This is a genomic window from Rhodanobacter thiooxydans LCS2 (assembly GCF_000264375.1).
Taxonomy (GTDB): domain Bacteria; phylum Pseudomonadota; class Gammaproteobacteria; order Xanthomonadales; family Rhodanobacteraceae; genus Rhodanobacter; species Rhodanobacter thiooxydans.
On record NZ_AJXW01000067.1, the window covers coordinates 1 to 21,033 of the forward strand.

A 21,033-nucleotide genomic window follows, 5' to 3' on the forward strand; every position below is an offset into this window, starting at 1 on the left:
CTTCGGAGTTGAATCCGCCTGCTTCGGCTGAAGCACGCAGTGGATCTGACTGACCGGGAGATTCGCCTGATGAAGTTCACCAGTTCCCTGCGCTTCGACGGTAACGATGTGCAACTGGCTGCAAGTCGCAGCCTGGCGCTTTTCGGGCGTGTTGTCATAGTCTTTCTGGGCCTGCAGTTGGCGTATGCATGGGATCTCGCCAGGCATTCACCAATACCCGCACCGATGCTGGCGTTGAAGCTCTTCGGCGTGGTGGGGATGCTGCTGGTTATGGGCTGGTGCGCTCATCAGGTCTACATTCGCCCATGGGTTATCCAGCAGCGCACGCAGCTATCTCGTGCAGCCAAGTGACCACGGCCAAGGTTCAGCGCAAGAGCGTTACCGCAAAGCTTATGGGTTGACAATGAAATCGTCTCGCCGCATATGAGCTTTCGCCGATGAACGCGCTCGTTGTGATAGGTGCATATCCCGGCCTTGTCCGATCCGTAGCGGGTCGCTAGGAGCCGGCTCGACGCTCATGCCTACTATGTGCCACAAGTCGCAAATGCATACCGACCTACTTGACAACGCCGCCTGATGGCGGCTAGGTTCGATTTAGCCACATGCGGAAACGTTGCTTGTGCCGGGGAAGTAGGGACAGACTTGGGGAAGGTCATGGATGCTCGCAGGGTGACGTCGGCATTGATTGCTGTCGCGATGGCTGTAACGCTAGTAACGGCCTGCTCGCACAAGGCGCCTAGTAAATACGACGTGGAGGGGCAGTACGAACTTTTCAACAATGTTCGTGCCCACTCGCTGGATACCGTCCGCCTTGATGTTTACGAGGACTTTACCTGTCCCGCCTGTCAACAGTTCGCAAATGACTTCATGCCGTCGCTGCAGTCCGCGTACGGTGAGCGCGTGACTCTTCACATGCACTACCTCGTTGGCAGCAAGTCGCCCGTGTCCGCCCAAGTACTTTATCAAGTGGCCGAACGCCATGGGCTGGGCGACGTCGCCGCGCAGCATCTGTTTGCAGCACGACTCGATCATCACAGTGAAGATAAAAACGCACCGGTCGTTGCAAAAATTGCGTCGGATCTAAATTTGTCGTCTGAGTACGATGCGGCACTGCGTGATCCCTTAACTACACGAATGATACGCGCCGCATGGAACGAAGAAGGGGCGAAAATTACCTTCTTTCCGAGCATCGTTGTTGAACGTGTCTTATTGACGAACTCCAACCCTGAGAACCTCAATACCATCATCAACAGTCTGTTGAAGAAACCGATGGTGCAGGTATCAACCAAGGCACTTCCGGATGGGAAAGTGCGCGTCAGTACCGACCAAGCCGCTGATTAGGACCTGTAGCCGTCAGTCATTTCTCTGGCGCTGCGCTGACGCGCACGGGACATCGTTGAAGAATTCGACGCAATGGTGCGTCGAGTGGCAAGGAGAGCAACATGAAGACGAAAGCGATGAAGATCATCTTCGGCCTCGCCCTGACCATGGCCGCGGGTTCGGCGCTCGCGTACAAAGTGGTTTGTACCGGTTGCGTGCCGGATGGCAATGGCGGTCACACCTGCGCCGAGTGCCACGTAGAGTAACAGCTCCTATGGACCCTTTCTTGTGCACGAGGAAGGGTTCCTTTGTAGCTGGATTCCAAAAAACGAGGCCGATGCAAGAGGGCATGTGAACTACTACTTGAAACTTGCAATCAATGGGTTCAGGCGGCAGTGGACGTTTTCGGTTGTGATCGTTGTCATCATCTCGATTGGCATTGCGGCGAGCACATCAATGATGATGGTTCTCCACACGCTGAATGCTGATCCTCTTCCAAGCGCCAGCGACCGAGTGTTTCATCCGCAGTTGGAGCCGAGTGTCGCAGGCAGATCAGCATCCGGGGATGAACTCCCCGATGCCTTGATGTGGGATGACGCGATGAATCTCCTGCGTGCACAGGCAGGTAAGCGCAAGGCCACCCTCCTTGAAGGGCAAGTCACAGTGGTGCCGCGGGCGGGAGCTTCTTATTCGTATTTCGCCAAGGCCCTGTTCACTCAGGCGGCGTTTTTCCAAATGTTTCGTGTTCCATTTGCGTCCGGTGGAAGCTGGACGAGGAGTGATGATACCGACGGAGCCCACGTTGTCGTGGTTTCAAATGATCTTGCGCAGCGTACTTTCGGATCCGTCGATGCCGTAGGGCATACCCTGCGCCTAGGCGATGTGGATTTTCGGATTGTTGGTGTTATTGGCAATTGGAACCCCCGTCCGCGTTTTTACGATCTTGCGAACGGCCCCTTCGCACCGGGAGAGCAAATTTTCATGCCGCTGAATACATCGCGAGCGCTTTCCATCGCGCCGAGATCTTCACCCGCCTGTTGGGGCGATGGAATGCCAGACATGGCCCACCTCGACCGCGCGCCCTGTACATGGGTGGCTTTCTGGGTGGAGCTGGAGACAGCAAAGGATCGCGATAGTTACCTAAAATTTCTTGCAAATTACTCGAATCAACAGAAAGCTGCCGGCCGCTTCTATGGCGCACCCAACGTGCGGCTTTCCAATGTCTCCGAATGGCTCACCGCCAACCGGGTCGTACCTAGCGCGGCACGTCTTCAATCGTTCATCGCCTACAGTTTCCTTCTCATCTGCATTTTCAACGCAGCGGGCCTGCTGATGGTCATGTTCTTGAGGCGGCGACGCGAGCTTGGTTTGCGCCGGGCGCTCGGCGCGACCAAGCGGCAAGTGTTTTTGCATCTGCTTGCGGAGACTTCCGGTCTAGCGCTGGCGTCTGCTGTCGGCGGAAGCTTGTTGACTTGGGCAGCACTTGCAATTCTCCGGACCCGGCCGGAAGCGTACTACGCCGATATTCAAGTAAATGCATGGATGATCTTAATGGGTCTTCTCATGGCCATCATTGCCACATTGGCTGCGACGTTTTTGCCCGCTTGGCAGGTCATACGTGGCAATCCCTATCTCATGCTCAAGTCTTAGGAGCACGCAGTGCATCCCCTGATTCGAGCCTTGGTCAAGCATAGACTTCCGGTGTTCCTAATCATTATGGAAGTCGCTTTGGCCAGTAGCGTCGTCATTAATACGTTGCACCTACTTAGCGAGTATATTGACCACGTCAGTATCCAGACGGGGATTGAGACGAATGAAGTAGCGTGGTTGCAAAGCAGTGGTATAGCTTCTGGCACAACACCCGCCGCCGCCGCCGATGCTGACCTAGCTGCTTTGCGGAGGGCTCCAAGTGTAATTCACGCGGCTATGGTCAGCGCACTGCCGCTGACGAACACTTCTGCCTACAGCTTCAAGGTGGCGCCGGCAGGACAAGATCTCGCGTCGGGGGCCACGTCTTCAGGCATGTATTTTTGGGGGCGAGGTGCCATGTCGGCGCTAGGCGTCCGACTGGTATCCGGGCGGGACTTTGTCGATCAAGAGTACGTCGAGTACTCCTTCTTCGGGACAACGCCCCCACCAGCGTCGGTGCTGATTACCAGAGCCCTGGCCACCAGGCTCTTTGGGGCAGACAACGCCGTCGGAAAACGCATCCGCTTGCAACTAAATGGTGATCCGACAGCGATCGTCGTGGGAGTGATTGATCGGCTCGTGTCCCCCTCTTTGCACTATCAAGCTAAAGATGGATTCAACGTCGTCTTTCCGGTGCAGCATGTGCCCGGCGGAATATTTATCGTTCGAGCGAGAGTCGATCAAGGAGATGCAGCCTTGTCTTCTGCTAAGGCTGCGCTTTACGCGATTAACCCGTCTCGCATCCTGACCCATGCAGAACAGTTTAAGGTAACCGAGAGCGACTATTTCCGGGGCGACCGCAGCATGGTTTGGACCTTGTCGCTCCTTACCGGATGTCTGGCACTTCTAACGGCAGTGGGCATCGTTTCGATCTCCAACTACTGGGTGGTCCAGCGACGTAGATCCATCGGCATACGGCGGGCACTCGGCGCACGACGGAGTGAAATCGTTCAATATTTCCTGGTCGAAAATCTGGTCATCGTTCTTGCAGGCACGCTACTCGGTCTCATGGGTGCAGCCGGCCTCAATGTTGCGATGATGCATTGGTTCGAAGTGAGCCGGCTTCCGGTTTCGTGGCTTCCGATAGGGCTGATCCTGCTTCTAGCCATCGGTCAGATCGCCGTACTCATGCCCGCACTGCAGGCGAGCAAGATCTGTCCGTCGGTGATATCTGGCGGCGAGTAACCTTACATTAGCCAAGTCCATCCGCATCATGGTTGGGTGACTGCTCGGCGTGCATTGCACCGCCATCACAATGGGCATTTTGCTCAGAATTCCGCGAACCGAGGATGTCGCGGAGAGCTAAGCCCTGTAATAGAATCCACGGAGCAAATGGTTCCACGGCAACTAGTTGACCACAGCCGGCACTGGACTGCTCGCTGGTCAGATAGCTGGCGATGCAGGTCAATTCATCTGCCGAAACTGGTCAGCGATGATGGCAATGGATGGTCAGCTCGATGGCAATACGCGCATGCATCGCAAACAGTCGCTCAGGCCGAAGCCCTGATCACCGCCCAAATGTCGCGTCTGAAAATGGGCAACAAGAAAGTGGCCGGTTTCGAAACCCGTAAAGGTCGTCACCTCGCCATCCAACGGGATGTCCAAGGCATCAATGTCTGGACGGAAGATTTGGAGCCACCGCGCAGCATTGCACCGTTCGAGCGCTACCCGGTGAATCGACGACGCCACTCCAATCTGGACGCGCAAGCACCGCGCGTGGGTAATGAACGCGATGCTCGCTTGTGGAGGATTGCCAGCACTGAAGACTTGGTAGCCTTGCTCTACTGGTATAACCAAGCTTGAGGACGCCAAGCTGTTGCCCCAGACCGTTCGGTCCGGGTGCGACCTCTCGGGCCAAAACTTTCCGGCCGACTGAAGCCCGATTTGCACCAAGACGAGACATTGCCCATGATGGTGCAATGAACGATCTAGCGTGGCGAACGTGGGCGGAGCAGACGGCGACCGGGCTGGCCCTGGTCGACGCGAACCTGCGCCTGCGCTGGCTCAACCCCGCGTTGGTCGAAGGCCTGGGACTGGGTTTCCGCCATGCGCCGGGGCAGCCGCTCGGCTTGCTGCTGGACGATGCCGACGAGGGCATGGCGCGGGCGGCGAAGGTGCTGGCGCAGCAGCGGCCGGTGCAGTGGCGCAGCGTAGCGCTGGCCGGTGCCGACGACCGCGAGCTCAGCGCGGACATCGCGCTGCAGCCGTTCGGCGACGGCCTGCTGCTGGAAGTGCACGTGCTGGCCGAACCCTCGCCGGCAACCTCGCCGCTGTCGGCCACCCTGCGCGGCTTCGCGCACGAGGTGAAGAATCCGCTGGCCGGCCTGCGCGGCGCGGCGCAGCTGCTGCAGCGGCGGGTTGAGGGCGAGGACCTGCAGGCGCTGGCCGGCATGATCATCGGCGAGGCCGACCGCCTCGGCGCGCTGGCCAACCGCCTGCTGCATCACGACGGCGCGGCGCAGCTCGGCCCGGTCAACATCCATCGCCTGCTGGAACGGCTCGCCGACCTGCTGCTGGCCGAACCCGTGCCGCCGCAACTGCGCCACGACTACGACCCCAGCGTGCCCGACCTGCACGGCGACGCCGACCGCCTGCAGCAGATCCTGCTCAACCTTGCGCGCAACGCGCTGGAAGCCGGCGCACGCACGCTCACCCTGCGCACGCGGATCGAGCACGGCGTGCGCGTGGGCGAGCGGATGCTGCGCATGGCGCTGCGGGTGGACGTGATCGACGACGGCCCCGGCGTGCCCGTCGCGTTGCGCGACACCTTGTTCCAGCCGCTGGTCTCCGGCCGCGCCGACGGCACCGGCCTGGGCCTCGCGTTGTCGCGCGAGATCGCCCACGAACACGACGGCGAACTGCGCTACGCCAGCCGCCCCGGCCACACGGTGTTCTCTTTGTACCTGCCCATGGAGCGCCCGCATGACTGACACTCGCCCGCACGCCGTACTCCCTCCCCGGAAGTCCCTTTGGGACGTAGCAGGGGAGGGCTGGGGTGGGGTGCGCTCTTGATCTTCCCCGCCATCCAGCGCTACCCCCTCACCTGAAGGACTCCCTACGGTCGCCAACCTTCTGCAGGCAGGGGGAGAAGCGAAGCGAGGCAAGCGATGACTGACGAAATCTGGATACTCGACGACGACCGCGGCGTGCGCTTCGTGCTGGCCGAGGCGCTGCGCGACGCCGGGCTCGCGGTGCGCGAGTTCGACGCGGTGGGCGCCGTGCGCGCGGCGCTGCGCGAGGCGCGCCCCGCGCTGCTGCTCACCGACGTGCGCATGCCGGGCGAGGACGGCCTGGGCCTGCTCGGCGAACTGCAGGCGCAGGGCATCGGCCCGGTGATCGTGATGAGCGCGTACACCGACGTGGCCACCACGGCGGCGGCGTATCGTGCCGGCGCGGTGGATTACCTGGCCAAGCCGTTCGACCTCGACCAGGCGGTGGCGGCGGTGCAGCGCGCACTGGCCAGCGTGGCCACGCCGACAGTGCCCGCCGGCCCGGCGCTCGCACCGAACCATGCGCTGCTCGGCGAAAGTGCGCCAATGCGCGAGGTGTTCCGCCTGATCGGCCGCGTCGCCGCCAGTGACCTCAACGTGCTGGTCACCGGTGAGACCGGCACCGGCAAGGAACTGGTGGCGCGCGCGCTGCACGAGGAAAGCGCGCGCCGCGACAAGCCTTTCGTGGCGCTGAACACCGCGGCGATTCCCAGCGAGCTGCTGGAGAGCGAACTGTTCGGCCACGAGGCTGGCGCATTCACCGGCGCCACCCGCCGCGTGGCCGGGCGCTTCGAGCAGGCCGAGGGCGGCACGCTGTTCCTCGACGAGATCGGCGACATGCCGCTGATCCTGCAGACGCGGCTGCTGCGCGTGCTGGCCGGCGGCGAGTTCTATCGCGTGGGCGGGCGTGAGCTGATCCGCTGCAACGTGCGCATCGTCGCCGCCACCCACCAGGACCTCGCCGCGCGCGTCGTCGCCGGAGCGTTCCGCGCCGACCTGATGCATCGCCTCGATGTGGTGCGCATCCATCTCCCCGCGCTGCGCGAGCGCCGCAGCGACATCCCGCTGCTGGCCCGCCACTTCCTCGCCGCCACCGCGCAGGAGCTGAAGCTGCCGCCGAAGCGCTACTCGAAGGCCGCGCTGAAACTGGTCGCCCAGCGCGACTACCCCGGCAACGTGCGTGAACTGGAAAACCTGTGCCGGCGGCTGGCGGTGATCGCGCCGGGTAGCGAGATCCTGCCGGCCGACCTCGGCAGCAACACCGACGCGGCGCGCGGCGGCGAGTGGACCGACGCACTGCGCGAATGGGCCGCGCAGGCGCTGGCCGACGGCGAGGCGGACATCCATGCGCGCGCCCGCGCGGCGCTCGACCAGACCTTGCTGCAGGCCGCGCTGCAGGTGCACCAGGGACACCGACAGAATGCGGCGCTGGCGCTGGGCGTGGGCCGCAATACGCTGACCCGCAAGCTCGGCGCCTCGCGCACCCGGCGCGGGTGACGCTCGCGACGCCTTCTCCTTGTGTCGTCCTCCCGCGTAGGGCGAGCACTGCCCGCCGCTTCCGCGCGGGGGTTGCATGGCGAATGGCGGGCGGTGCCCGTCCTACGGTCCAAGGGTGATGTGCAGGCGGTGTGTGCCGCCGTCATCGGCCAGCGGCACCTCCGCGCTGGCAACTAGCGTTTGGCCGTCCAGTTCAATCTGCGCCACACCACGGCAAACCCGCTGCGGGTTCTCCACCTCGATCTCGTAGCAGGTGACATGCCGTTCGCCGTGGCGGCGGTAGCTGAGCCGGAAGCCTGGCCAGTCCTTCGGCATGCACGGCTCGATGCGCAGCCGGTTGCCATGCAAATGGAAGCCGAGCAACGCCTCCAGCCCGGCGCGGTACAGCCAGCCGGCGGAGCCGGTGTACCAGGTCCAGCCGCCGCGGCCGACGTGCGGCGCCACCGAATAGACATCCGCGCAGGCGACATACGGTTCCACCTTGTAGCGCTCGATCGCGGCCGGACTGTCGCCGTGGCGGATCGGGTTGAGCAGGTCGAACAGGGCGCCGGCGCGATCGCCGTCGCCGAGGCCGGCCCAGGCAAAGATCGACCAGATCGCGCCGTGCGTGTACTGGCCACCGTTCTCGCGCACGCCGGGCGGGTAGCCCTTGATATAGCCGGGGTTCTCGCGGCTGTGGTCGAACGGCGGGGTGAACAGGCGATGGAGCCGGTCCGGATGATCGACCAGCAGGCGATCGACTGAGTCCATCGCCTGCATCGCATGCGCGCGATCGCTGATGCCGGCCAGCACGCTCCACGATTGCGCGATGGTGTCGATGCGGCACTCGTCGCTTTCGTGCGAGCCCAGCGGTGCGCCGTCGTCGTAGTAGCCGCGGCGGTACCACGCGCCGTCCCACGCCCGCTCCAGTGCGACACGCAACTCGTCGGCATGGCCGCGCCAGCGCTGCGCACGCTCCTTCTCGCCGCGTCGTTCGGCATGCGGCGCCAGCGCGGCGATCGTGGCGAGCAGGAACCAGCCGAGCCAGCTGCTCTCGCCGCGCCCCTCGGCGCCGACCGCGTTCATGCCGTCGTTCCAGTCGCCGGTGCCGATCAGCGGCAGTCCGTGCGCGCCGCGGCTGAGGCTGCTGTCGATCGCGAGCGCGCAGTGCTCGTACACGCTGGCTTGCCGGTCGGAGCGCCCGGGCTGGAAGAACGCGTCGGTGGCGCCGTCGGGTATCGGCGGCCCGGCGAGGAATGGCAGCGCTTCGTCCAGCACGGCCGCGTCGCCGCTCACCTCGACGTAATGCATGGCCACGTACGCCAGCCACAGACGATCATCGCTGACTTTCGTGCGGATGCCCTGGCCGCGCGGCGGCAGCCACCAGTGCTGCACGTCGCCTTCGGCGAACTCGCGGCCGGCGGCGCGCAGCAGGTGCTCGCGGGCGAGATCGGGGCGGCTCACGCACAGCGCCATCACGTCCTGCAGCTGGTCGCGGAAACCGTAGGCGCCGCTGGCCTGGTAGTAGGCGGTACGCGCCCACAGCCGGCAACCGGCGACCTGATACGGCAGCCAGTCGTTGAGCAGGATGTCCAGCGCACGATCGGGCGTGCGCACCTGCACGGTATCGAGCAGGCGATTCCACTGCGCGGCGATATCGGCGAGCACGTCGTCGACGTCGATCGCGCGATATTTCTCGACCAGCGCCTGCGCGGCGGCCTCGTCGTCGGCCTCGCCGAGCAGAAGCCGCAGGTCGAGCTGCGTGCCCGGCGGCAGTTCGATGCGCACCTGCAGTGCGCCGCAGGGCTCCAGTCCGGCACCGAGGCGGCCGGACAGCGGCGCGCCGTCGCGCAGCGCGAGCGGCAGCGCGGCCGTGCCGAGTGGCCCCAGGAATTCATGGCGGTCACCGCTCATCGAATGCGCGGGCCCGGCCAGGTCGATGAACGCCACGCGGTCGCCGAAGTCGGGCCGCCAGCGGTTGCGCGCGAACAAGGCGCCAGTTTTTTCGTCACGCGACGTGACCACGAACGGTGCCGGCGTGCTGCCGTTCGCGCCAAGCGCCCATGCGACGTAGCCAGTCACCGACAGCCGCCGCACGCGCGGCGAGCGATTGCACAGGCGCAAGCGCGACAGCCTGAGCGGCTCGTCCGTCGGCACGCACGCCAGCAACTCCAGCTCGATGCCGTGCGCGTCGTTCTCGAAGCGCGTCCAGCCCTTGCCGTGGGTGGCCGCGTAGCGCGCGCTGGTCACGCGGATCGGCAGCGCGGTGGCGCTCCACAGCACGCCGGTGTCTTCGTCGCGCAGGTACAGCACGTCGTGCGGGCTGTCGCTGACCGGGTCGTTCGGCCACGGCGTCAGCGGATTCTGCTGGCTGTTGAGCGACCACGCATAACCGCCGCCTTCGGCCGACAGCATGCAGCCGAACACGGGATTGGCGATCACGTTCACCCACGGCGCGGGCGTCGGGTGCTGCTCGTCGAGTTCGATCCGGTAGGCGCGGCCGCCATCGACGAAGCCGCCGTGGCCGTTGGCGAATTCCGGCGCATCGGAGCGGGCGGTGACGACGGCCGCGGTGGCGGTCGCGCGGATCGCCGCTGGCGCGGCGGGCGCGGGCGTCGACCCGGGCGCGGCCGGCGCGGGTTGCGCGCCATCCAGCACCACGCGCGCCACCGTCAACAGGCCGTTGCGCAGGTCCTCGCCGATCGCGTCGTTGCGCAACGCGAACAGTTCGGCCTTGGGCAACCGGTCACCGGTTTTCAGGCGCGCCTGCTGCGCACTCACCAGCGGATCGAGCGCGGCTTGCCACGCGTCGCCGGCGCCGTGCAGCAACACCACGTCGACGGCGAGTTGCTGGCTGCGCCAATACTGCTGTGCCTGCAGCACCTCGTTCACGCGCGCCAGCTCGTCGGCTTCGCCGAGGCGCAACAGGATGATCGGCCGGTCGCCGGAGATGCCGGCGGACCACAGCACCGGCGCCCCGCCGCGGCCGCGCGCCAGCGCGTCGGATGCCGCGCGCTGGTGCGGATCGTTGTACAGCAGCGCGCTCATCCAGTGGGCGAACTGCGCCGCCTGCGCGGCGCCGATGCCGAGCAGCGCACACTCGGCTTCGGCATGTTGCGCCGCGCCGTCGAACAGCCTCGCGGCGGCGGCCGGATCGCCGAGTGGCGTGGCCAGCGCCATGGCGCCGTCGCGCGAATCGGCCAGTTGCGTCCACAGCAGCAGGGTCACGCTGCTGTCCGGCGCCAGCGTGAAGTGCCGGCGCAGACTGAATACCGGATCGAGCACGCAGCCGACCGTGTTCGACAACGCGGCGCCCGGCTGCATCGCCTGTGCATCACGCAGCGTGCGCAGGCGGCCGAGGAAGCGCGCGCGGTCGGTTTCGCATTCGCCGGCATCGTTGCCATCCTCATCGGCGATCCGCAGTGCCTGTGCGGCCCACACCTCGGCCTCGCTGCTGTCGCGCCGCCGTCGCGTGGCCAGCAGCATGCCGTGCGCGGCGTCCCATGCGGTCTGCACGAACATCTTGGAGAACGCCGGGTGCGCGTCGTCGGCACCGACCGGGCCGAGCACCAGCTCTGCGTACGAAGTCAGCGACAGCTTGCGCCTGCGATCACCATGGTTGCTCAAGGTGAGCCGGCGCAGCTCGATGTCGGCGTCGGCGGCCACTGCTACCTCCAGCACGCTATGCACGCTGTGGTGGCGCCGGCTGAAACGGGCGCACCCGGCGTCGAACGCGACCGCGTCGTCCGGCGTGCGATTGCCGTACGGCTGCTGGCTGGCCGACCACGTTTCGCCGCCGTCCTCGTCGCGCAGCAACAGGTAGCTGCCCCAGCCGTCACCGACCGGATCCTCGCGCCAGCGCGTCACCGCCAGGCCGCGCCAGCGGCTGAAGCCGGCGCCGTTCGCGCCCAGCATCACGCTGTAGCGGCCGTTGGACAGCAGGCAGCGCTGCTCCGCATCGATGCTGCGCGAGGAAGGCGATGGCATGGCGACTCCGTCGATGGCGACGAAAGTTCCAGCGTGCGCCGCGCGAAGCATAGGCGGCGTCAATCCGCACTTCACCCTGCCGCGGAGTAGGATGCATGCAGCATCCATCGAGCATGCGGGTCCGGCGCCGACGGCGCGGCGTCTAGCGCGCCCGGATGCCCTCACTGCGACAGGTCACGACGAGATCCATGCGTTCCCACCCGCCCAGCCATCCGCTCGGATCCGATACGCGGCTGCAGCACCTGCAGAACAAGGCGTTCGCGTACTTCCAGTACGAGACGAACCTGCAGAACGGCCTGGTCTCCGACAAGACCGCGCCGGACTGGCCGGCCAGCATCGCCGCGACCGGGCTGGCGCTGAGCTGTTACCCGGTGGCAGTCGAACGCGGGCTGATGAGCCGGCACGAAGCGATCAAGCGCACGCTCGCCGCGCTGCGCTTCTTCCGCGACAGCCCGCAGGGCAGCGAGCCCGACGCCAGCGGCTACCGCGGCTTCTATTACCACTTCCTCGACATGCAGACCGGCCGGCGCGTGTGGCAGTGCGAACTGTCCACCGTGGACAGCGCCTTCCTGTTCGCCGGCATGCTGACCGCCGCCGCGTACTTCGACGACGACAGCGCCGAGCAGAAGGAGATCCGCGACACGGCGAACTTCCTCTATCAGCGCGCCGACTGGCCGTGGGCGCAGGCCGCGGACGGCACCATCGGCCACGGCTGGCACCCGGAAAGCGGCTTCATCCCGCATCGCTGGCAGGGCTACGACGAGGGCCTGCTGCTGTACGTGCTGGCGCTCGGCTCGCCGACACATCCGCTGCCGCCCGCAGCCTATGCGGCCTGGTCGTCCACCTACGAGTGGAAGCGCTGCTACGACATCGACTACCTGTACTGCGGCCCACTGTTCACCCACCAGCTGTCGCAGGTGTGGATCGACTTTCGCGGCATCCGCGACGCGTTCATGCGCGGCAAGGGCATCGACTATTTCGAGAACAGCCGCCGCGCCACCCTGGTCCAGCAGCGCTATGCGAGCGACAACCCGCTGGGCTTCAAGGGCTACGGCGAGCACTGCTGGGGCATCACCGCCAGCGACGGGCCCGGCCCGGCGACACTGAAGATCGACGGCATCGAGCGCCAGTTCTACGACTACGTCGGCCGCGGCGCGCCGTACGGCATCGACGATGGCACGCTGGCGCCGTGGGCGGTAGTGGCGTCGCTGCCGTTCGCGCCGGAGATCGTGCTGCCGACGGTGCACTACTTCATCCACACGCTGCAGCTGCACGACGCGCATCCCTACGGCTTCAAGGCCAGCTTCAACCAGACCTGGGTCGACAAGCCCGGCCAGCCGCTGGACGGCTGGGTATCGCCATACTGTTTCGGTGTCAACCTCGGCCCGATCATGCTGATGGTGGAGAACCATCGCAGCGGCATGCCGTGGCAGCTGATGCGCGGCTGCCGCTGGATCGTCGACGGGCTGCGCCGCGCCGGCTTCGACGGCGGCTGGCTGGATGCCGGCAAACGGCACGCATGAACACGACAACCTTTCCCGTTACGGAGTGAGCACGATGGAACTTGGCATGGTGGGTCTCGGGCGCATGGGCGCGAACATGGCAGAACGCCTGGTGAAGGGCGGCCACAAGGTCACCGGTTTCGACCCCAGCGCCGACGCGCGCCAGGCCGCGGCGGCGAATGGCATCGCGCCGGTCGCCTCGCTGGCCGCGCTGGTCGCCGCGTTGCCCGCGCCGCGCGTGATCTGGCTGATGGTGCCCGCCGGCAAGGTCACCGACGACACCGTCAGCGCGCTGCTGCCGCTGCTGGCCAAGGGCGACACGCTGATCGACGGCGGCAATTCCAACTACAAGGACACCCTGCGCCGAGCGCAGCGCTACGCCGAGCGCGAGCTGGGCTACGTCGACTGCGGCACCAGCGGCGGCGTGTGGGGGTTGAAGGAGGGCTACAGCATGATGATCGGCGGCGACAAGACCACCGTCGAATCGCTGCGGCCGATCTTCGAGACGCTGGCGCCGGCGAAGGACCAGGGCTGGGGTCACGTCGGTCCGGTCGGCTCGGGCCACTTCACCAAGATGGTCCACAACGGCATCGAGTACGGCATGATGCAGGCCTACGCCGAAGGCTTCGCGATCCTCAAGCACAAGCAGGAGTTCGCCCTGGACCTGCACCAGGTCGGCGAGATCTGGCGCACCGGCAGCGTGGTGCGCTCGTGGCTGCTCGACCTGGCCACCGACGCGCTCGGCAAGAACCCGAACATGGACGGCATCGCACCCTACGTGGTCGACTCGGGCGAGGGCCGCTGGACCGTGGATGCGGCGATGGAACTGAGCGTGTCGGCCCCGGTAATCACCCTGTCGCTGATGGAACGCTACCGCTCGCGCGACAGCGATTCGTTCGCCGACAAGCTGCTGGCGTCGTTGCGCAACGAGTTCGGCGGGCATGCGATCAAGAAGGAGTAGGTGTCGGCACGCCGCGCAGGCGCTGAGCGCTCTTGGCCGGCGATGCGGGCGCCCCGCGCCCCGTGGTGTTTCGCACGATGCCGGGACAGACCATGCGGACCTTCGTCCGTCATCGTTGACGCCATGCCATGCCAACCAGGCCGGTCCGGACGATGTGTGACGCATGCCGGCAAGGCGTCCGGAAGCTCCCTGCTAGACTCGCCCGGCCGATCCGCGGCGCGTCGCCGCGAAGCTGGATCACCCGGGGTTTTCGACGGTCTTGCAGGAGGTGGACACGATGGCCGTGCCATTGTCATGGAAGGTGGGAGGCGTCGTGGCCGGTCTGGTCGCCGTGGTGCTTGCCGGGCATGGACTCTCCCTGTACCTGGCCGCGCGTCATGCTGACGAGCTCACGCGCGAGGTCGCGCAGCATGCCGAGTTGCAGGCGCAACAGGCCAGGGCCCAGGCCGAGCTGCGCAGCGCCCGCCTGACGGCGACGCTCGAACGCCGGCGCGAGGAGCTGGCCACGACCTATCGGCAGGTCGGTGAGGAAGCCGCGCAGTATCAGGCAGCGCAGGCCAGGCGCGCGGAACGGCAGCGGCAGGAAGCGCTGCGGGTGCAGGCCAGCTACCGCTTGGGCCCCGATCAGCAGTGCGCCGGTGGCCTGGTCATCGACCGCAGCGGTTCGAGTTTCAGCCAGGCGCTCGGCAAGAGCGGCCAGCCCATCCATTGCAGCGGCGACATCGCGACCGAGCCGCTGCGCTGATCCGCCTGCCTACAGCAGTGCGTCCTGTGCCGGTGCATAACTCAGGCGCCCATCCACGACGCGCGCCGCGGACGTGTACGGATGCACGGTCGTGTGCGCGGCGTCGATGATGTGGACCACCTCGATCCCGCGCAGCTTCAGCACGTCGGCGATGATCGAGCGGTGGCAACGCCACCACACCGCCTCGGCGCACATCATCGAGGTGCGCTTGCCGGCGGCCAGCGTCAGCAGTTCGGCCAGGCCCGCGGCGAACTCCGCGGTGGCGGTGTAGTCGGCGTAGCCCTGGAACGAGGCGTTGCGCCACGCCGTGTTCGGCGAACCCGGCAGCACCTTGCGGCGACCGCCGAGCCGGGGCATCCACTGGTAGGCAATGCCGTGAGCGGGCAGCGTGGCGGCCAGCGCGTCGCTGGCGAAGTACGGGTAGCGGCGCGAACCGGGAAAACGGCGCACGTCGGCGATCGCCTCGATGCGGTATTCGCCCAGCAACCCAAGGAACTCCTGCAGCGTGCGGGTGGAGTGGCCGATCGTCCAGATCGTGGCGGGGTCGTCGGGCATCTCAGTCGATCTTGTGCAGCGCCGCGCCCTTGTGCATGGCGACGTGGTCGGTCTTGTCGCTCTGGATCTCGTACTGCGGATCGGCCTCGCTGCAGTGGCGCAGGTGGCCCTTGTACTCGGTGTCGCGCGTATGCACCGAGATGATCCGGCCGCTCACGTAGCCCGCTTCCGAATTCCAGCGCACGTGATCGCCGATTTTGAAGGGGTGGTTCATGGTGGCTCCTCGTTCGCTTCTGTCGGCCATTGAGCCATATGTAGCGTCCACGGCGAGTGGAGGGGGCGGCGTGGCTGCGGAACATCCACGCTCGGCTAGCCCGTGCCGACGTCCCTGCCGAAGATGCCGTGGTAAGTGAACCTGACCTCGATCTTGACCCCGATCTTGTGTCCACGCCGGGTAGAGAAGAGGCGGCGCGGCAACGGAACATCTACGTTCCATTAATGATGCTCGACGGCAAAGGGGACGGAGGCAATTATCTTCGGAGCCAAAGGGAGTTAATTGCCTCCGTCCCCTTTGATCATTGCCGGTGGGCGGCTGGGTTAGGGTGCCCGTGATCCTGGCTTAAGTAGAGTGTTTCCCCCCGCTCTTACAACCGGCCTAGACCCAAAGGGAACGGAGGCAATTATCTTGGTTTAATTACCTCCGTCCCCTTTGGTCGACCGAATTGTTGAGCGGCACTATGGATCGCTGCAGATGCCGTCAAAGACAGCGTTTTCCTCTCCAACAGTACAAATCGCAAGCACCTGGCTTTGCTTTTTCCACAGGAACTTACAATTTGCGAGGCCAGTGCCCGCGCATGACTCCATCTCCGGCCTTCCCTCGCACCGAGGGTCACCGCTTTCGCAAGTATCGGCGTCGTTTGCGTGGAACGGTTGCCACCCTGCAGCTAACAATTTGGTGCGAACGTCGCCGTAGGGTTCATCCTTTTGAAACTGTGGTACGCCCGATGCTGCCGAGTCGCCGGATGCGCCATATGCCCCGGTGGGGTTAGCTGAGCCCGCAGTATCTGGTACGTCCGATGTTACGAATGCAATTTTGGCATTTTCGTCGGCATCAACCAAAATCTTCCACGAAGTGGGATTGAACTGCTCCTGACTTACCTCGAAAACATCCGCATCGGTTACCTGTATCCCGGGGTTTAGATCGCTCAATACTTTCGTGTTGGTGTTCAACTCGGTGGCGTACGACCCCGATGCCCCCAGATCAGGATCGTACTTGGTGCCGTCTGGTGCTATGAGGTGCAGGGTTGGCAGGTCAAAAGAGCCTACCGGCTTTTTTGAGATGTTTTTGTAGCGCCATTGGATAGCTACATAGACACCGCCCTGGCTCGCTTTCGATCCGAACATCGAATCGCCGACGGATTGCCTAAGCTGCGCCGAGGCGATTTGCATTTGAAATGTTGGTGTTTCAAAGGTGTCGCCCACTTTCAAAGCTGGTGGTGCCGGCGTTGATGCGGGGGCGGCGGATGTGGTCTCCAACTTATTTGAAGTGCTTGATGTTACTTGCGCGAAACTTGGGCTTTTGGTGTCATTGGAACCGAAGATTGCCACAATAACTATGAGAACGACCAAAGCTCCAACAACCCACAACACCGCCTTCAGTGCCCCATGCATCTTTCGCCTTGGAGCGGGTGCTGCTTGATCGGAGCCGACTTGCGTGGCTGGCAATGGCGGCGGCGCTCCAGTACCGCCACTGGGGAATAGTCCGGCTACTGACGAAGCCGGCACCCAATTGGCCAACCCTTCCTTCCACACCATGTCGGTTGCCGCGATTTGTCCGCTAGCAACAAGCGCCTTTAACTCAGCTGCTGTGTATGGGCCTTGGCGTTGGTCGCCTTTGGCGTACCACCAAATTTTGTCGGATGACATAGAACGCTCCCCGTATGCTCAGTCAATTGAAATGGTGGCCGGTGGAGGCGCAGGCGGCAGAACTTTCTTTGCGCCAACGACCGCCAAAATTCCGCCCACCAAAGACAAGACCATAAACACAGCTACCAATGTGCCACCGAGGATCGCTCCAGCGATGGAGCTGATGATGAGAAGGACGCCTGGCACCTTGCTTTTTGAGGCGATCGCGACAGCCCCAAGGACGATCACGATGAAGGAAAACCCGACACCGCCCCAGCCAAGGCCAACCACCGTACTTGCCCCGTCGGCTTGGAAAGCGCCGCCGATTCCACCAATGAATAACGTTGCTCCGGCCGCGAATATTCCGAAGATGCCCGCGATAAGCGCGATGATTCCGCCTGCCTTTTTCATACGTTCCCCCCTTGTCGAAAGTTACGGTGCGTCTCTGGACGCGTCAGCCCAATCACACCGACGCACGAATTGTGCCGCCCAATGATTAGCAGACCCCAAATCGATGTATATGCACCGGATGTTCAGCTTTCGGCTGACTTTGGTCAAGCAAGCAAACTCAATGTCCAAACAAGGGGTTGCCAGATTGCGACTCCCGTCGTGTGTGCTCGACACCATCGCTGCATATCTCGCGAACCGTGGCGCTATATCTTATTCCCCGCGATACGCGGCGATGAAAATCGTTGTTCCGGCTTGCTTGCAGGATTTGGCAGCGGCAGGCGTTCATCCAAGCCGCAACAACCTCCGTACCGCCGGCAAATTGCGCCGGCTGATCTCGGGGTTGAGCTCGCTGCCGTCGAGGCGGGCCAGCACGCGGCCGTCGGCGAGGGTCTTGAGGCCGAGCAGGCGCGGTGGGGGGACGAGGCAGTTGCGGTGCAGGCGGATCAACTGGTCGGGGTAGGTTTCTTCCAGCTGGCGCAGCGATTCCTCGATCAGCAGTTCGCCGCGGCGGTGTTGCACCACTACATATTTCTCGTCGGCGAGCAGGCAGATCACTTCGTCCAGCGCGATGCGCACCTGTTCGCCACGCAGCCGGCCGCTCAGGTACGCGGCCGGTTCGCGCGGCGTGTCGGCGAGGCGGCGTTGCGCGCGCTGCAGCGCGTCGCGCAGGCGGTCGAGCCGCACCGGCTTGAGCAGGTAGTCGACTGCGCCCAGTTCGAACGCCTTCAGCGCGTGCGTCTCGTAGGCAGTGCAGAAGATCACCTGCGGCCGCGCGCGGCTGGCCAGGCGCTGGGCCAGCGCCACGCCGTCGGTACCGGGCATGTTGATGTCCAGCAGCAGCGCGTCCGGCTGCAGTTCGTCCAGCGCGGCCAGCGCGGCCTCGCCGTCGCTGACGCTGCCGACCACCTCCGCCTCCACACATTCGGCCAGCAGGGCGGCCAGGCGCGCGCGCGCCAGCGGTTCGTCGTCGACCACCAGTACACGCATCAGCCTTTTCCTCCCGGCAGCTGCAGCCGCACCACGAAGCGCTCGCCCTCCGCGCCGGCCTGCACGCTCGCCTGCGGGCCGTAGCGGTAGGCCACGCGCTGGCGCACGCTGTCCAGGCCATGGCCGTTGCCGGCGGCGGGTGGAGTGGCCGGCAGCGGGTTGCCGATCTCGATGCGCACGTCACGGCCATCGCGCCAGCCACGCAAGGTCACCTCGCCGCCCTCGCGCAGCGGCTGGATGCCGTGGCGCACCGCATTCTCCACCAGCGGCTGCAGCAGCAGGCGCGGCAGCGGGAAATCGCGCGGCAGTTCGTCCAGTTCGCGCCGCACGCGCAGGCGCTCGCCCAGGCGCAGCTGCTCGATTGCCAGATAGCGTTCGACCAGCGCCAGCTCCTCGCCCAGCGTGCCGTCGGCGCTGTCGTGCTGGCCCAGCGCGGCGCGGAACAGTTCGGAGAGATCCTCCACCGTGCGCTCGGCGGCGGCGGGATCGACCCGGATCAGCGCCGCCACCGTATTCATGCTGTTGAACAGGAAATGCGGACGGATGCGCGCCTGCAGTGCCTCGACCTGCGCTCGGGTGACCGCCGCCAGCCGTGCCTGCCACTGCGCCAGCACATAGAAATAGCGCAGCATCGCGCCGCCAAGCAGGGCGGCGATCAGCAGGTTGTCGCGCACGAACACGGGCAGGCTGCCGCGCACCAGGTGCATCTGCAGCGCGCCGTCGAACCAGTGCGCCGCGAGGCTGCCGAGCAGCACGATCAGCAGCAGCAGCAGCCACACGCCCGCATACGGCAGGTGCCCGGGCAGGCGCTGCAGCCATGGCCGCAGCGCGCACAGCACTACCGCCGCCACCATGCCCAGCAGGGTTGCGAACAGCATGCCGACGCTGTAGGCCGACCAGTCGCGCGGGTCGTCGCGAGCCAGCCACATCACGGTGACCGTGAGCGCACCGACCACCAGCAGCGCGAACAGCGCCGGCAGCTGACAGAAGTCCGGCAGCGGACTTTGTTCGGTGCGGCCGCGTGCGGCGCGGCGGGAGGTGGGTTCGCGCATGCGGGCAAGTATGCCGCAGCGCGGTCGCGCTTACGCCAGCCGCTGGCCCAGCCAGTGACGCAGGTTGTCGATCTCCTCGGCGCAGACCGCGTGGGCCATCGGGTAGGTGTGCCAGTCCACCGCGTAACCCAGCGCCCGCAGCGCATCGCGCGAAGCGCTGCCGCGCGGTAGCGCCACCACAGGGTCGGCGGTGCCGTGGCCCCAGAAGATAGGCGTGGCCAGGTTCGCTGCGCTGCGCTCGGCGGCGAGCGTGCTGGCGATCGGCAGGTAGGTGGACAGCGCGACGATGCCGGCCAGCTTTTCCGTATGGCGCAGCCCCGCGGCCAGCGCGATCGCACCGCCCTGCGAGAAGCCGGCAAGGAAGATCCGCCTACTCGGCACGCCACACTCGTGCTCACGTTCGATCAGGGCCTCGATCGCGGCGATCGAGGCCCGGATGCCGGCTTCGTCCTGCTGCGCATGCGCGTCGAAGCCGATGATGTCGTACCACGCGCGCATCGACATGCCGTTGTTGATCGTCACCGGCCGCACCGGCGCATGCGGAAACACGAAGCGCAGCGCCGGCCACGCCGGATCGACCAACTCCGGCACGATCGGCGCGAAGTCGTTGCCGTCCGCGCCGAGGCCGTGTAGCCAGAGAATGCTGTAGCGTGGGCTGGCGCCGGTTTCGTGTTCGACGGTGGGGAGTGGCATGGCATGAGTCGACAGCGGAGACGGGGTGCCATCGTAGCAGTCTCAGTCCCCCGCCTCGACGCGTAGGAGCCCGCTGGCGGGCGATGCTCTTGTTTCATCAACGCAGCAAGAGCATCGCCCGCCAGCGGGCTCCTACAAGGGGCGGTGGATCAGACGGACAGGGGTTGATGCTGACGCTTGATGTGTTTTGCCGATGTCCGCGGCAGTCTGCACGCATGCCTGCTTTCCCGCCTGTTGGCCGTCGCGCCTTGCGTCAGGGCCGCGTGTCCATTCCGGGCCAGATGTATTTGCTGACCACGGTGACACGCCATCGTGAGCCGATCTTTGCGGATACGGACCGCGCACGTGTAACCAGTCAGGTCATCCACGCGGCATCGACCTGGGCGGATTCCCGTCTGCTCGCATGGGTGCTGATGCCCGACCACTGGCATGGCCCGTTGCAACTCGGCGACGAGTCGCTGGGCCGGGTCATGAATCGGTTCAAGGCATGCGCATCGCGTGCGCTGCACGAATCGGGCGGGCCGGATGGGTCGCCGTGGGAGCGCAGTTTTCATGACCATGCGTTGCGAGTCGAGGAAGACATCAGGACGGTGGCGCGATACATCATCGCCAATCCGGTGCGCGCCGGCCTGGTCGACAGCGTCTTTGTCTACCCTTACTGGGACGCCGTCTGGCTAGACCGCGACGCATCGCTGACCTTGTAGGAGCCCGCTGGCGGGCGATGCTTCTTCTTCGGACATCCAGAACAAGAGCATCGCCCGCCAGCGGGCTCCTACAGCGG

Annotated in this window: 20 protein-coding genes; 12 read left to right on the forward strand and 8 right to left on the reverse strand. The window is 65.2% G+C overall.

Annotated elements, in window-relative coordinates; all coding sequences use genetic code 11:
* Positions 1–39: 39 nt before the first annotated feature.
* The 8 genes from UUA_RS13145 (at position 40) to ntrC (ending at position 7,496) form a co-directional block, all read left to right on the forward strand.
* The gene (locus tag UUA_RS13145) at positions 40–351 is read left to right on the forward strand and encodes a hypothetical protein (RefSeq protein ID WP_008437657.1); all 312 of its coding nucleotides are present in this window, start codon (positions 40–42) and stop codon (positions 349–351) included.
* A gap of 303 nt (positions 352–654) precedes the next feature.
* Positions 655–1,341 (forward strand): DsbA family protein, encoded by a 687-nt coding sequence (locus tag UUA_RS18945; protein WP_008437658.1) that lies wholly within the window; start codon positions 655–657, stop codon positions 1,339–1,341.
* Positions 1,342–1,442: 101 nt separating this feature from the next.
* Positions 1,443–1,586: a hypothetical protein gene (locus tag UUA_RS19400; RefSeq protein WP_155943274.1), complete on the forward strand. Its 144-nt coding sequence runs from the start codon at positions 1,443–1,445 to the stop codon at positions 1,584–1,586.
* A gap of 85 nt (positions 1,587–1,671) precedes the next feature.
* On the forward strand, positions 1,672–2,970 hold the full coding sequence (locus UUA_RS18950; protein ID WP_039954046.1) for an ABC transporter permease: 1,299 nt from the start codon (positions 1,672–1,674) through the stop codon (positions 2,968–2,970).
* A 9-nt stretch (positions 2,971–2,979) separates the two neighbouring features.
* Complete coding sequence (locus UUA_RS13160) at positions 2,980–4,194, forward strand: ABC transporter permease (RefSeq protein WP_153022816.1); 1,215 nt, start codon at positions 2,980–2,982, stop codon at positions 4,192–4,194.
* 333 nt (positions 4,195–4,527) lie between these two features.
* A complete protein-coding gene (locus UUA_RS20070; RefSeq protein WP_238533025.1) occupies positions 4,528–4,812 on the forward strand; it encodes a hypothetical protein in 285 nt (94 codons plus the stop codon).
* A gap of 116 nt (positions 4,813–4,928) precedes the next feature.
* Positions 4,929–5,939: a two-component system sensor histidine kinase NtrB gene (locus UUA_RS13165; protein WP_008437666.1), complete on the forward strand. Its 1,011-nt coding sequence runs from the start codon at positions 4,929–4,931 to the stop codon at positions 5,937–5,939.
* Positions 5,940–6,116: 177 nt separating this feature from the next.
* On the forward strand, positions 6,117–7,496 hold the full coding sequence (gene ntrC / locus UUA_RS13170) for a nitrogen regulation protein NR(I) (protein WP_008437668.1): 1,380 nt from the start codon (positions 6,117–6,119) through the stop codon (positions 7,494–7,496).
* 102 nt (positions 7,497–7,598) lie between these two features.
* Here ntrC and UUA_RS13175 read toward each other — a convergent pair whose 3' ends face one another.
* Positions 7,599–11,462 (reverse strand): GH36-type glycosyl hydrolase domain-containing protein, encoded by a 3,864-nt coding sequence (locus tag UUA_RS13175; protein ID WP_008437670.1) that lies wholly within the window; start codon positions 11,460–11,462, stop codon positions 7,599–7,601.
* A 188-nt stretch (positions 11,463–11,650) separates the two neighbouring features.
* Here UUA_RS13175 and UUA_RS13180 point away from each other — a divergent pair, with 188 nt between their 5' ends.
* The 3 genes from UUA_RS13180 (at position 11,651) to UUA_RS13190 (ending at position 14,670) form a co-directional block, all read left to right on the forward strand.
* The gene (locus tag UUA_RS13180; RefSeq protein ID WP_008437675.1) at positions 11,651–12,985 is read left to right on the forward strand and encodes a glucoamylase family protein; all 1,335 of its coding nucleotides are present in this window, start codon (positions 11,651–11,653) and stop codon (positions 12,983–12,985) included.
* 34 nt (positions 12,986–13,019) lie between these two features.
* Positions 13,020–13,925: a phosphogluconate dehydrogenase (NAD(+)-dependent, decarboxylating) gene (gnd, locus tag UUA_RS13185; protein ID WP_008437677.1), complete on the forward strand. Its 906-nt coding sequence runs from the start codon at positions 13,020–13,022 to the stop codon at positions 13,923–13,925.
* A 277-nt stretch (positions 13,926–14,202) separates the two neighbouring features.
* Positions 14,203–14,670, forward strand: coding sequence for a hypothetical protein (locus tag UUA_RS13190; protein ID WP_008437678.1), 468 nt, complete (start codon positions 14,203–14,205; stop codon positions 14,668–14,670).
* 9 nt (positions 14,671–14,679) lie between these two features.
* Here UUA_RS13190 and UUA_RS13195 read toward each other — a convergent pair whose 3' ends face one another.
* The 7 genes from UUA_RS13195 to UUA_RS13220 all read right to left on the reverse strand — a co-directional run bounded on the left by UUA_RS13195 (position 14,680) and on the right by UUA_RS13220 (position 20,252).
* Positions 14,680–15,225 (reverse strand): DUF488 domain-containing protein, encoded by a 546-nt coding sequence (locus UUA_RS13195; RefSeq protein WP_008437679.1) that lies wholly within the window; start codon positions 15,223–15,225, stop codon positions 14,680–14,682.
* Between the two features lies 1 nt (position 15,226).
* On the reverse strand, positions 15,227–15,439 hold the full coding sequence (locus tag UUA_RS13200) for a hypervirulence associated TUDOR domain-containing protein (protein WP_008437680.1): 213 nt from the start codon (positions 15,437–15,439) through the stop codon (positions 15,227–15,229).
* A gap of 461 nt (positions 15,440–15,900) precedes the next feature.
* Positions 15,901–17,091, reverse strand: coding sequence for a GYF domain-containing protein (locus UUA_RS18955; RefSeq protein WP_008437682.1), 1,191 nt, complete (start codon positions 17,089–17,091; stop codon positions 15,901–15,903).
* A gap of 18 nt (positions 17,092–17,109) precedes the next feature.
* Entirely contained in the window at positions 17,110–17,481 is a 372-nt protein-coding gene (locus UUA_RS13205) for a hypothetical protein (RefSeq protein WP_008437684.1), read from the reverse strand.
* Positions 17,482–17,802: 321 nt separating this feature from the next.
* Positions 17,803–18,507 carry a LytR/AlgR family response regulator transcription factor gene (locus UUA_RS13210; protein WP_008437687.1) on the reverse strand — a complete coding sequence of 235 codons (705 nt, stop codon included), beginning with the start codon at positions 18,505–18,507 and terminating at the stop codon, positions 17,803–17,805.
* Complete coding sequence (locus UUA_RS13215) at positions 18,507–19,559, reverse strand: sensor histidine kinase (protein ID WP_008437688.1); 1,053 nt, start codon at positions 19,557–19,559, stop codon at positions 18,507–18,509. Before UUA_RS13215 ends, UUA_RS13210 begins: the two co-directional genes overlap by 1 nt.
* Before the next feature lie 30 nt (positions 19,560–19,589).
* On the reverse strand, positions 19,590–20,252 hold the full coding sequence (locus tag UUA_RS13220) for an alpha/beta hydrolase (protein WP_008437690.1): 663 nt from the start codon (positions 20,250–20,252) through the stop codon (positions 19,590–19,592).
* Between the two features lie 167 nt (positions 20,253–20,419).
* On the opposite strand from UUA_RS13220, the gene UUA_RS13225 reads away from it, so the two are divergent.
* Positions 20,420–20,956, forward strand: a complete 537-nt coding sequence (locus UUA_RS13225) for an REP-associated tyrosine transposase (protein WP_337999131.1) — start codon at positions 20,420–20,422, stop codon at positions 20,954–20,956.
* Positions 20,957–21,033: the final 77 nt, after the last annotated feature.

Coding starts and splice junctions, on each gene's coding strand:
- gnd (WP_008437677.1), top strand. CDS start 13,020: ATGGAACTTGGCATGGTGGGTCTCGGGCGCATGGGCGCGAACATGGCA.
- UUA_RS13225 (WP_337999131.1), top strand. CDS start 20,420: ATGCTGACGCTTGATGTGTTTTGCCGATGTCCGCGGCAGTCTGCACGC.
- UUA_RS13205 (WP_008437684.1), bottom strand. CDS start 17,481: ATGAAAAAGGCAGGCGGAATCATCGCGCTTATCGCGGGCATCTTCGGA.
- UUA_RS13190 (WP_008437678.1), top strand. CDS start 14,203: ATGGCCGTGCCATTGTCATGGAAGGTGGGAGGCGTCGTGGCCGGTCTG.
- UUA_RS13210 (WP_008437687.1), bottom strand. CDS start 18,507: ATGCGTGTACTGGTGGTCGACGACGAACCGCTGGCGCGCGCGCGCCTG.
- UUA_RS13220 (WP_008437690.1), bottom strand. CDS start 20,252: ATGCCACTCCCCACCGTCGAACACGAAACCGGCGCCAGCCCACGCTAC.
- UUA_RS18955 (WP_008437682.1), bottom strand. CDS start 17,091: ATGTCATCCGACAAAATTTGGTGGTACGCCAAAGGCGACCAACGCCAA.
- UUA_RS13195 (WP_008437679.1), bottom strand. CDS start 15,225: ATGCCCGACGACCCCGCCACGATCTGGACGATCGGCCACTCCACCCGC.
- UUA_RS13180 (WP_008437675.1), top strand. CDS start 11,651: ATGCGTTCCCACCCGCCCAGCCATCCGCTCGGATCCGATACGCGGCTG.
- UUA_RS13175 (WP_008437670.1), bottom strand. CDS start 11,462: ATGCCATCGCCTTCCTCGCGCAGCATCGATGCGGAGCAGCGCTGCCTG.
- UUA_RS20070 (WP_238533025.1), top strand. CDS start 4,528: ATGTCGCGTCTGAAAATGGGCAACAAGAAAGTGGCCGGTTTCGAAACC.
- UUA_RS13200 (WP_008437680.1), bottom strand. CDS start 15,439: ATGAACCACCCCTTCAAAATCGGCGATCACGTGCGCTGGAATTCGGAA.
- UUA_RS19400 (WP_155943274.1), top strand. CDS start 1,443: ATGAAGACGAAAGCGATGAAGATCATCTTCGGCCTCGCCCTGACCATG.
- UUA_RS18945 (WP_008437658.1), top strand. CDS start 655: ATGGATGCTCGCAGGGTGACGTCGGCATTGATTGCTGTCGCGATGGCT.
- UUA_RS13165 (WP_008437666.1), top strand. CDS start 4,929: ATGAACGATCTAGCGTGGCGAACGTGGGCGGAGCAGACGGCGACCGGG.
- ntrC (WP_008437668.1), top strand. CDS start 6,117: ATGACTGACGAAATCTGGATACTCGACGACGACCGCGGCGTGCGCTTC.
- UUA_RS13215 (WP_008437688.1), bottom strand. CDS start 19,559: ATGCGCGAACCCACCTCCCGCCGCGCCGCACGCGGCCGCACCGAACAA.